Source organism: Bacillus sp. JJ1521 (assembly GCF_036965165.1).
Taxonomy (GTDB): Bacteria; Bacillota; Bacilli; order Bacillales; family Bacillaceae_L; genus Ferdinandcohnia.
In genome coordinates, this window is sequence record NZ_JBALOX010000206.1 from 1 (window position 1) to 10,385 (window position 10,385).

General features: G+C 35.2%; 12 protein-coding genes. 2 read left to right on the top strand and 10 right to left on the bottom strand.

Features of this window, described 5'->3' with window-relative positions; genetic code table 11:
* On the top strand, positions 1–226 hold a 226-nt coding region (locus V7147_RS21960), incomplete at its 5' end, for a monovalent cation/H(+) antiporter subunit G (RefSeq protein WP_335369940.1).
* Positions 227–806: 580 nt separating this feature from the next.
* Here the strand turns inward: V7147_RS21960 and V7147_RS21965 are convergent.
* The 7 genes from V7147_RS21965 to V7147_RS21995 all read right to left on the bottom strand — a co-directional run bounded on the left by V7147_RS21965 (position 807) and on the right by V7147_RS21995 (position 5,535).
* Positions 807–1,268, bottom strand: a complete 462-nt coding sequence (locus tag V7147_RS21965; RefSeq protein ID WP_335369941.1) for a hypothetical protein — start codon at positions 1,266–1,268, stop codon at positions 807–809.
* 380 nt (positions 1,269–1,648) lie between these two features.
* Positions 1,649–1,981 (bottom strand): hypothetical protein, encoded by a 333-nt coding sequence (locus V7147_RS21970; RefSeq protein WP_335369942.1) that lies wholly within the window; start codon positions 1,979–1,981, stop codon positions 1,649–1,651.
* A gap of 92 nt (positions 1,982–2,073) precedes the next feature.
* The gene (locus tag V7147_RS21975) at positions 2,074–2,259 is read right to left on the bottom strand and encodes an endonuclease V (protein WP_335369969.1); all 186 of its coding nucleotides are present in this window, start codon (positions 2,257–2,259) and stop codon (positions 2,074–2,076) included.
* A gap of 82 nt (positions 2,260–2,341) precedes the next feature.
* Positions 2,342–2,584, bottom strand: a complete 243-nt coding sequence (locus V7147_RS21980; protein WP_335369943.1) for an Imm59 family immunity protein — start codon at positions 2,582–2,584, stop codon at positions 2,342–2,344.
* A 604-nt stretch (positions 2,585–3,188) separates the two neighbouring features.
* Positions 3,189–3,431 (bottom strand): Imm59 family immunity protein, encoded by a 243-nt coding sequence (locus V7147_RS21985; protein ID WP_335369944.1) that lies wholly within the window; start codon positions 3,429–3,431, stop codon positions 3,189–3,191.
* A 12-nt stretch (positions 3,432–3,443) separates the two neighbouring features.
* Positions 3,444–4,742: a TNT domain-containing protein gene (locus V7147_RS21990; RefSeq protein WP_335369945.1), complete on the bottom strand. Its 1,299-nt coding sequence runs from the start codon at positions 4,740–4,742 to the stop codon at positions 3,444–3,446.
* A gap of 22 nt (positions 4,743–4,764) precedes the next feature.
* Positions 4,765–5,535, bottom strand: coding sequence for an enhanced serine sensitivity protein SseB C-terminal domain-containing protein (locus V7147_RS21995; RefSeq protein ID WP_335369946.1), 771 nt, complete (start codon positions 5,533–5,535; stop codon positions 4,765–4,767).
* A gap of 218 nt (positions 5,536–5,753) precedes the next feature.
* On the opposite strand from V7147_RS21995, the gene V7147_RS22000 reads away from it, so the two are divergent.
* Positions 5,754–6,290 (top strand): ribonuclease H-like YkuK family protein, encoded by a 537-nt coding sequence (locus tag V7147_RS22000; protein ID WP_335369947.1) that lies wholly within the window; start codon positions 5,754–5,756, stop codon positions 6,288–6,290.
* Positions 6,291–6,339: 49 nt separating this feature from the next.
* On the opposite strand, the gene V7147_RS22005 is transcribed toward V7147_RS22000, so the two are convergent.
* Genes V7147_RS22005 through V7147_RS22015 form a run of 3 tightly spaced genes read right to left on the bottom strand, consistent with a single transcriptional unit; the run spans position 6,340 to position 10,092 of the window.
* Positions 6,340–7,443 (bottom strand): GerAB/ArcD/ProY family transporter, encoded by a 1,104-nt coding sequence (locus tag V7147_RS22005; RefSeq protein WP_335369948.1) that lies wholly within the window; start codon positions 7,441–7,443, stop codon positions 6,340–6,342.
* 20 nt (positions 7,444–7,463) lie between these two features.
* Complete coding sequence (locus tag V7147_RS22010) at positions 7,464–8,555, bottom strand: Ger(x)C family spore germination protein (RefSeq protein ID WP_335369949.1); 1,092 nt, start codon at positions 8,553–8,555, stop codon at positions 7,464–7,466.
* A gap of 28 nt (positions 8,556–8,583) precedes the next feature.
* Positions 8,584–10,092 (bottom strand): spore germination protein, encoded by a 1,509-nt coding sequence (locus tag V7147_RS22015; protein WP_335369950.1) that lies wholly within the window; start codon positions 10,090–10,092, stop codon positions 8,584–8,586.
* Positions 10,093–10,385: the final 293 nt, after the last annotated feature.

The window sequence follows — 10,385 nt, forward strand, 5'->3', positions numbered from 1 at the left end:
GATGGGAGTTCTATTCATTTTAGTAGGAACATTTTTGTTTTTTATAATGGAAGGCACGTTTAGCATTCGCTTATTTCTAGGAATCTTCTTCGTGTTTTTGACTGCCCCAGTCTCAGCGCACGTCATCATGCGCTCCGCCTATCGCTCCAAAGTCCCTCTCGCACCACAAAGCGTCCAGGACGACCTGGAGGGAATTATCGAGATAGAAGGGGAGAGGGAGCAGTAGGGAATGGGGACCAAGGGGAAGGTTCTTGTGGTTCCTGTGAGTTTTGGGACTGAGCTTTGATGAAGGGCAAAACGGATTGAAATTGAGGTCGAAACGGTCTTCATAAGCTGGATGAAGGACAAAACGGATTGAAATTGAGACCAAAAAGGTCTTCATAAGCTTGATGAAGACCAAATCGGATTGGAATTGAGAACGAATAGGTCTTCATAAGCTCGATGAAGACCAAAACGGATCGAAATTGAAGCTGAAATGTCCTTCATAAATCCGAAGTGACATGTCTTACTTTATTATAATAATTCCAAAATGAATTTATAAAAATAATTACATGCTTTTTCTTCGGATTCGAATATTTGTATTTGGGATTTCATACCATTCTTACTGTAATACACTTCCCAAACTCCATCAGCGTAGTTTAAACATAGTGACTCGTTTGGAAGTCCTCCATCTAAGCTATATAAATCTTTCGGTACCCCAGAACGAATCAATAATATAATTAATTCATCTTTTTTATTCTTACCACCTCTATAGCGCATCCTGCTAAACTATTAAGTTACTAAATGAAGGAGGCAATTTTTTAAATTTAACTTAAATATTCCCGAATCATTTTATGAGGAATTATTCTCCTTGATTCAGGCTGATTTTCCCACTGTAAGATTGGCTTTTTAATTTCAACTAGTGCATCAATCTCATGAAGTGCAACTTCCTTTTGGTATACAAAATGCTCGTGTTTTCTAAAGCCGTAGTCATTAACATCTTCATAAACCATGCTAAATAATAGAATGTAATTCTTTTCTATAGTAGAGGAGTCAACCCCATATGTTTCATATTCCTTTCCTTTATAAATAGCATTAAATTTTAACTCATATACTAGTTCAACTTCTTCAAGGGAAACTTCTTTAATAAAAATATCATCGTGCCTGTTTCCTGTTATATCAATAAGTTCATGAAAGCCATTTTCTATTTTTTGACTAATTAAATGAAGTACTCGACCATGGTTACTGACAGGGTAGATTTTAGATTTAAAAATTGCATATTCACTCATAATGTGACTCCCCATTTTATTATCGATTAGAATTTTAATCCCAAAGTTGAAAATATCTCTTTTATTTCATACTTCCTTTGTAAAGACGCCAAATCAAATAGGGGTATCCAGCTTCATCTATTTAATAAATAACTCGATATCTTCATCGTCAAACTTTTCATTAAGAAGACCCTGCTGGATTATTTTATTTAGTAAATAAAAGGAGTAGGTCAAACGATAGAATACAATAATACCTCTATCGATACTGAGCGGCATAGTGGTGAAGCTTTTTTGAATGTTATGATCAACATAACTTATTAGCATTTTATTTTTATTATCAATTTCAAGATAGATCGTCTGTGGTATTTTGTTGTTGAAATTATATAAGCTATTTGGAACACCTAGTTTTGAAAATAAGCAATTAGCTCATTAATATTCGTAAAATCATGGACAGGGTTATCCTTAGGAAAAATATCATTGAAATAGAACTTCTTTAATAATTTCATTAAGAAAAATTTGGTCGCTTTTGTTTCATTATTAAATGTAACGACGTTCTCTTTTTCTGGACTAGGTTGTCTTTCGAAATTAATTTCAGAATACTCGTAAGAACCTATTATAAATTCTAGTTGAATAAAATCTTCATAAGGTGGCTTTACTTCCATAAGGGTTACGTTATCAAAGGTTACTTGAATGTCGAGGTATTGGCATATTTTGATTAACCGAGTTCTAATCATTCTATCAATCCTTTAAATAGTTACATAGTAATTACGAATCCTGCTGCTGGAGCAATTTCCACATTTCATTTAGCACTTCAATAAACTCTTATCTAATTTTGATAACTTTTTCTTCCTTCATGGGTGGCTAAGTCAGCAAATCTTATGGTAATGGGTAGGCGACTATGTTTATCTATAAAATGCATTGTTATTTTGGGGGCTGTATCAAAATCTATCCAGTTTCCACTTGAGACAAAAATTGTTACTAAAATACTGCCTAATATTATTATTAAATTTATTTTAGGTTAAATTTCCATCGATATTTATTACTCCATAATTCATTTCGAAAGGCTCAACCTGGAAATCAGAAACAAAAACAGCTCAAAATAAAATTTTATCTGTGCGTAATCTTTTTATAAAGTTGTCCAAAGCATCACTTTCATTATTAAATTTTGTAATTGAACCTGTAACTATACTCGCTCTTTCATCAGTTACATATACTACCCATTGATCATTATCAATGCTAATACCCACCTCATTTTCTCTTAATGGATGTTCATCAAACCAGTTATAACGTGTTAAATCTTCTTCCCTAATTATTTTCTCGGCCTCAAATTTGTTCATTTACATTTTCTCCTTTCATGCAATGAAATAAATCCCAAATTTTCGGAACCAAGAATATATGCCCAACATCTTTATAGAAAAGCTAAATATAGCCGCACTTTTCATACTTTTAGTGAAGATAATCAAATATTTTTTACTAAAACACAGGTGTGTTCATTGAACATTTATTGTACTAGGAATCTATTCCTTTCCTCTAAGAAATTAAATATAAATACAACATCAGTTTTTTATTAATTTCCATAATTTATCATTTTGTTCACTAATAGGTTTGTTTATCTTACCCCTTTCCTTGGCATCGTTTTCCCAGACATAGAAATCAGTTAATCCACCTCTGATAGGAAAGATCTTCAACTAAAGTATTTATTCTGTTTTCTTTTGTCTCAATATCGGAATTGGATTTAATGATATTCAATATTTCTTCAAGTTAAGCTATTTGATAGTAAATCTGTCCGTCCTAATACTTTCTTAATATAAAGAGTAAATCAATCACAGTACTCTCAATATTTTTAATTTTATTATCCATAAAATCAACTCCAGATTATTTTAATGGGCTAGAAGCTATCACGAACCTATCACTCTAATGCCTTCTTATATGTTCCGTGGTTTATAGATTATAAAACTTGTTCAATCCTCTTACACGTTTGATAAAATTTTCTAGTGCTTTTTCCAAGGTATCGAATTCTTTTTCAGAAATAGCATTTGCGCGTTCATCTGTAGTGGATACCTTCCACGTATTTCCTAGTTGACTGATTAGTACTTCGTTCGGATTAATATCATGATCGTTAAACCAGTTATAGAATTGTAAATTCTCATCTTTGATTATTTGGATTGCCTGTTCTTTTGTCATTATGACCACATCCTATTTTAATTTTTCGACTAAGCCTAAACCTTCTAATATATCGACTGGCAGCGGCATTTCATATTGGATACCACCACCCGTTGAACTAAAGCCAGAAGCAATTTCTCCTTTTTGTATTTTTAAATCTTCAAAAGATAAATCATATGCATCCATCATAGATGTGATTTTTTCTTTTAATGCAAGATCTGTTGTGTTATTAAAATAGGTCTCAATTTGTTCGAAATCGCCTATGATTTTATATTGATGATACTTAGTAGGATCCTCCACATACGGTAAGGATCTTTGATCATAATCAAATGGTTTTCCATCGATAACGGGTGAAGTATATCGACCATTCGGTGGCCCATATCGGTCAATTATTTCTCCTTGGACAGGTGTATGTACTTCTTTAATTGCATTTCCATTTTTATCAAGTACATACCCACCATTAGGAACCTCTTCCCATTTAATTGAACCATCCGGCTTTAATACACTAGGATCTTTCGGTATTTGGATATGTTCGGGCCACTTTCCTGTATTTGTATATTCATCAGCAAGTTCTTTACTAATTTTTTGTAAATAGGAGTTTAATACATCAGGTGGACAGGTGGATTTTTTTAATAGTCCATCAACCCCACTAACTACCCTAACCCCACCAACCTCATCAACAACTTTTGCCCCTTTAGTTAATTTTACCGCTTTATCTACACCTTTTGTACCTACAACTGCGAGGGCAATTTCTCCAAAGGCGCGACCGAACCAATTTCCCCGGCTTTCGGCATTCCCATTAATAACATCTTCATTCCATGATGTTTTGATTGCGTCCCAAATTCCTTTTGCGGTTTCAATTGGGTGTTGAATGACATGCACAAGGCCTTTAAAAGTTTCAACCGGATGAGTGATGATGTTCCAAATACCTTCAACAGTGGCTACACCGACGTCCCAGAGTCCAGTTGCAAATCCTTTTACAGAATCACCCACGACTCCAAAAAAATTTCCAACCGATTCCCAAAATGATTTTTTAGGAGGAGCGGTTAGTTTTTGTGAATGGGAGTTTACTTGTCTATCCGCTTGTTCATACCGAGTTACACTATTATCTACGAAACTATGTAGCTGGTTGAGGCGCTTTTCCAAATCACTTAGGGAGGATGCCAAACTACTTAAAATTCCTCCAATGCCATGTCTACTAGTGATTTGACTGTCAATCGCATGACGTAGACTAGAAATTCGACTCTGTGTATCCATCAAATCGGAAGTGATTCCTTTTAGCTGACTGTTTGAAGATCGGACACTATTCACTTTAATGTCAATTTGAGCCATTTAGTTACCTCCTTTCGTGACTCTATCGGAACATGGATTTCAGATCATCTATCGTTGTTCGATTATAGAAGGGCTCAGTCCCGTTAATGATTGAATTTGTAAGTGGAAGATTCACAATAAGGTTAAGAATTTGAATTCGCTGCTGTGTATTATCATTAACTGCTTTAAATACATTTAATAAAAGTTCCTCAGAATTTTCTTCTTCTTGTTCAACCGTAATTCCAATCAAAGGGATCGGATTCGTTGATTTAGCGGGATTATAAATATGTGTAAAGTAGGCATTTTTGATTGTAGGGAAGTTTTTAAGTCTGCTGGAAATATCCTCGAGGACCGATTGAGGTATTTCTGTCATCTGGTTGGTTAGGAAACTCTGTTTTTCTTCAAGGCCTAACTCCTCAAAAAAGTAATGAAGAATTCTTCCGTCACGTAACGTTTCTAGCTCCTCTGGGATGATCTTTTTACTAATATCAAAACCAGGATTTAGTACCCAAGTTGAGTCTAGTTCAATCAACTGTAAAAGCATTCGTGTTGATATTTTTATATATTTATATTTTCCCTTATAGATGGAGTTGAATTTTTCAACACTTGAGTACACAGGCAGTACTAACTCCTTATTCATTTCGATATGTTTCAGATGGAGAATAGGCTCTGAACTTTTTTTATCCGAGGAAACAGTGCCAATCGCGACAATTTCTAAATCCAAGAAGGCTTTATAAAAATAATACCGTTTCTCTGGATTCGTTATAGCCTCTGACAGAATGGTATCAAACGGGTCAATAAATGAATTCTTCATTGTATAAATACACGCTCCGATTTAGGTTTATGGTAATATTATACAATTTGAAAGGAGGTAAAAATAGGTATTAAAGAACTAGGATAAAAGGCATGTTTATCTAAAGTGGACATCCAATTTTTGTACCAAATCGCTATTTACTACACATTATCCTGTTCCCGGTCATAAAATGTATAAAAGAGGTCAATAAAAGACCGGGAAAGTTGTGATCTGAATTTATGAAAAATAATTCAAACAATCACTACTTATTTAAAAATCTAATGGAAAAACGGATGTCATTTGAGCGGGTGTTTGAACACATAGTAGTATTCATGCAATCTGAGCCTTCTGGAAAATATAGGCTCATCATTGGTACAGATTCTCAAGTGCATCCAAGACAAACCACCTTTATTACGGGTGTTGTGATACTTAATGAAGGAAAAGGTGTGTGGGCATGTATTCGAAAAGTGGTTGTTCCGAGAAGGATGGAACATTTGCATGAGCGAATTTCCTTTGAATTATCATTATCGGAGGAAATTGTATCATTATTTACCGAGGAAAAGAAAAATCAACTTATCGATATAGTGCTGCCACATATTTACGATGGCGCTTCATTCACAATGGAGGGGCATATTGATATTGGGGCAGGGAAAAGGAACAAAACACGTGAATTTGTGAAGGAAATGGTAACACGAATGGAAGCAATCGGCGTGGAACCGAAAATAAAGCCGAATGCATTCGTGGCTTCATGCTACGCAAACCGTTACACTAAGTAAAAATGAACGGTATAGTGCCTGATTCCCAGCGATGTATTCACGCTGGGAATCAAGCTTTCATTAGCTTTTTAAAGGAGTTCCGAATCATACATATGAAAAAAATCAGTGGGATGTACCCATATATGAATGCGGTGCCGCTATACATTACAATTTTTCCAATTAACTGGGTGTAATACATATCGATTAGGAAGCTATTGGTATACAAATAAAGGGCGAGCAAAAACAGAAGGATGTATGTCTGTTTTATTTTAGGAATTGTAAATTTAATAGCCCTGACAGCGGACCAAAGATAAATGCAAATGACAGGGATAACGACCAAGAGCCAAGTAAAGATAAAAATAAACTCAAAGCGTTCCAAAAATGAGAATTGAATGATCTTGATCATCGTTAACGTTGGCCAAGTTAGGTGCTGAAGCTTACCTTGGGTAAAGAACATGAAAGTTACAAGCGTAATCGCCAAATATAATACTGTTGTAAAAAACAAGGTAAAATGTCCCCATTTACTCGCCTTTTTTCTGTTCTTTAAGAAAGGAAAATAAAGAAGTGCGGTTTCAAAACCTAAGTATAACGGCACAGATTCTTTAGCAGAAATATAGTGCTCTTTTAAACCGTATTTAAAAGGAGGTAAAAGGTATGATACTTCGAGAAATTGAATTAAATAGAAAAAGGAAAGTAACAAGAAACCTGGTATAACCACACCCCAAAAAGCAACCCCGGTAATAACCCGAAATCCGCCTGCAACAAGATAGTAAATTAGGAAACATAGGACCAAAGCATATTCCCAGCTGGCTATTCCGTTAAATACCCAAACTTGAAGGGCGTCTATATATGAATATATAACAGATAGACCAGCTATAGAAAAATAGCAAGCCATTAATAGATTCAGTGTTCCCCCGATAAATTTTCCAAATAAATCTTTGTGTAATGAAAGAATATCACCAGCAGTAGATTGATTCATGATATATAACATCATGAAAAATATGATATTTGTGCTCAACCCTACTACAAATACGGATAACCAGGCATCATAGCCGGCCCCCTGAACGATTGCTCGTTGATATTTTAAGACCGTTATTCCAGTTTGAGAACCATGAATTAAAAAGAAGATGAAAAAGGGAGATACTAGTTTATTTTCGCTAATCTTACTGTTCATAATGGACCATCCTAGTCTAGCTAGCCTTGAAGGCCGGAATGTATGATTTCTAGGTTCACGTCAATATTTACTGGTATGGAAGGGTAAAGTTCATAAAAAGATTCTTGATTCCAATCTTTATCCTGTGAACGGACAATATTTCCAATCCCTAACGGGTCGACCCCTTCTTCTTGGAAGGTTTTTATTAGCTCTTCCACATCAGTTTTTATGTCTTTTGCAATGATCTTTTTTAACGTTTTAATATCGTTTGGGTTCTCTAAATCATAACGTTTTGGGCGATGTGTGATCGTCCAGATGAGATTCATAGTAAGATTTAGTTGTTGCTCACTTTTTACCCAATCCCACGTATTTATGCTACGGAATCCTTGAACAACAATTGATTCTTGGCGATCCCCATCTTGGAAGTCAATCTGAAAAAGAGCTTGTGTCCGGTAATCCTCGAGAATTGAAAATAGAAAAGTTTGTTCCACATTTAAATGGAGCATGAACTTATCATCTTTGAAAATTCCAACGTTATCGACTTGGATTTTTCCGAATTTATCAATCGTTATCATCGGTACATAAGGATCCATTCCTTGTCCATAAAAATGATTTAAGAAGACGTGGAGATTCATGTATGGAATTAATTGTCCTCTCATATTGTGTATGATTTCATCGGCTAACATCAGTTCTCCTTGTTTTTTCAAGGCTTTAAGTGTTTCCTCTGCAGAGTGAGTCGAAGCGACAATTTGAATATTCGTACCGATTTTTGGATTCACAAGAATTCGCTCTACAACATCACGAACTCCCGTTTTTGCATAGTCTTTTCCTAAAACCAAGACCCTCGTTTTGGCTAATTCAACAGGAGTACTTGTATGGGTTGCCATCCTAGGTGTTAATAAAGCAGTTACATCCGCTTCCACTTGTAGATATTTAATTTTATCGCTAGCCTTACTTTTTGTATATTCCGGAATAAGGACAGTTCCGATCAAATCTCCCTTATCATTTAAATCAAATCCAAAGACATGAATAATGCTTAACCTGTCGACAATTCTCATTCTTGTACAGCCAACAAGGGCTACCAAACAAGAAAATAATAGAATGAAAACAATTGCTTTTCTCCACTTCTTCATATATCAATCTCAGCCTTTTTAAAAGTTTTTACTCCGAATTTAACCCTTCTTCAGGGTCTTGATTTGCAGATGGTTTAAATCTAATCAAACTTAAAATTCTATAAAAGGAGGGGCGCTTCCCATCACCTTCATAGCTCGGTCTTAGAAATGAATGAATAACACCACCCTTACGGTATGGATAAAGTGGTACCAAATAAGGAATTCCAAGAGATTTTAATCGTAATAAATGACCAATTAAGAATAATACCCCCATATAAATCCCCAATCCTCCCCATATCGCTGCGAGAATAATAAAGGGATATCTCAACAAACGTACAGCATTTGACAATTTGTAAATGGGTGTTGTAAATGAAGACAAAGCTGCAAGCGCTACGATAATTAACAAAATATTACTAGTTAGAGCTGCTTGAACTGTTGCTTGCCCAATTACGATTCCCCCAACAATCCCAAGGGTCTGTCCAATTTTTGTTGGAAGACGTGCACCCGCTTCACGGAGTAAGTCAATTGTTACCTCTAAAAATAATGCCTCTATAAATGGTGGGAAAGGAACATTGGCTCTTGAAAAAATAAGTGTGCCTAGTAAATCCTTCGGGATCACTTCAAAATGGTATGTTAAAATCGCTACATAAAACGCAGTGGCAAAAATTGAAAACAACATGCCAAATATCCGAATTAATTTAAAAAAAGAAGCAATAACACTAGGTATAAAAAAATCCTCTGGAGTTGAGAAAAAGTCCATCAGTGTGACAGGGCCAATCAAGGCATATGGCGATTTGTCACACATTAAGATAATTTCACCTTTTAAAAGGGCTGCAGATGCACGATCGATTCTTTCTGTTGAAATAAATAAAGGGAAGGGAGATCGAGAGTGATCAGAAATCAATTGTTCCAGTTCAGTACTATCAAACACCCCATCTACATCCAGATCTAATATCCGTTGTTTCGCTGTATTGATATACTGAGGATTTGTAACTCCATCTAGGTATGCAATCACGACAGTTGTCTTTGATCTAGTTCCAATTGTGAATTGCTCAATAATTAGGTCAGATGTGGCCAAATGATCTCGCAATAAATGAAGATTCGAGTTAAGGTCTTCGATAAAACCAACCTTTGGGCCAATAACACTAAATTCATTTTCTGTTTCATTCGTTTCGCGTTGACCAAGCCTTGAATTTCCGATGTTTAGTAGGGCAATTTCATCTAAATTGTTCTTAAAGTAAGCAGCAACTGCACCAATGTGCAGCGCATTTTCTAAATCCTGAGCACTCTCCGTAAATTCAATATTTTCAATCGGAATAATGTTTTTTAAATCAGTAAGCTGCTGAACCTCTGTTATTTTTTCCTTCAATGATACTAATATGGACTGTTGAAGGATAATCATATCAACCATCGTAGTAAAATAGCTGATTTCAAGAAGTTCATTAGATTCAATAGGGGAGAATTGTGTAAAATCAGCTGACTTTTTTGACTGTTGGAAAACCTCGGCAATTGTTCGTTCCTTTGTTTCATAATGTGACTGCAAAATTTTCCGCTTCATACATCCACCCCCGGCCATCTGCTTAAATAATGGTTTTTTTAGTATGAAACAACTCTAATGGAATTATGTACCTATTCTAAAAAGTGACCTAAATCGTAATTTATTGAGCAAAAAGGGTAAGGGTTTAAATATTTCTAGATTGGGGAAGATTACCATTTACATAGATGAGTAAGCGGATGGGGGAAAGCCTATACATCATGAGGAATTATACGAATAATAATACCGCAAGACGATATATTGCAGATATTGGTTTGTTTGGGACCTCCATTATTCACTTAAGAAATCCATATATT

What these genes read in the sequence shown, in the direction of transcription:
- V7147_RS22010 (WP_335369949.1), bottom strand. Translation starts at nt 8,555, where the DNA reads ATGAAGAAGTGGAGAAAAGCAATTGTTTTCATTCTATTATTTTCTTGT.
- V7147_RS21985 (WP_335369944.1), bottom strand. Translation starts at nt 3,431, where the DNA reads ATGACAAAAGAACAGGCAATCCAAATAATCAAAGATGAGAATTTACAA.
- V7147_RS21990 (WP_335369945.1), bottom strand. Translation starts at nt 4,742, where the DNA reads ATGGCTCAAATTGACATTAAAGTGAATAGTGTCCGATCTTCAAACAGT.
- V7147_RS22015 (WP_335369950.1), bottom strand. Translation starts at nt 10,092, where the DNA reads ATGAAGCGGAAAATTTTGCAGTCACATTATGAAACAAAGGAACGAACA.
- V7147_RS21965 (WP_335369941.1), bottom strand. Translation starts at nt 1,268, where the DNA reads ATGAGTGAATATGCAATTTTTAAATCTAAAATCTACCCTGTCAGTAAC.
- V7147_RS21980 (WP_335369943.1), bottom strand. Translation starts at nt 2,584, where the DNA reads ATGAACAAATTTGAGGCCGAGAAAATAATTAGGGAAGAAGATTTAACA.
- V7147_RS21970 (WP_335369942.1), bottom strand. Translation starts at nt 1,981, where the DNA reads ATGATTAGAACTCGGTTAATCAAAATATGCCAATACCTCGACATTCAA.
- V7147_RS22005 (WP_335369948.1), bottom strand. Translation starts at nt 7,443, where the DNA reads ATGAACAGTAAGATTAGCGAAAATAAACTAGTATCTCCCTTTTTCATC.
- V7147_RS21995 (WP_335369946.1), bottom strand. Translation starts at nt 5,535, where the DNA reads ATGAAGAATTCATTTATTGACCCGTTTGATACCATTCTGTCAGAGGCT.
- V7147_RS22000 (WP_335369947.1), top strand. Translation starts at nt 5,754, where the DNA reads ATGAAAAATAATTCAAACAATCACTACTTATTTAAAAATCTAATGGAA.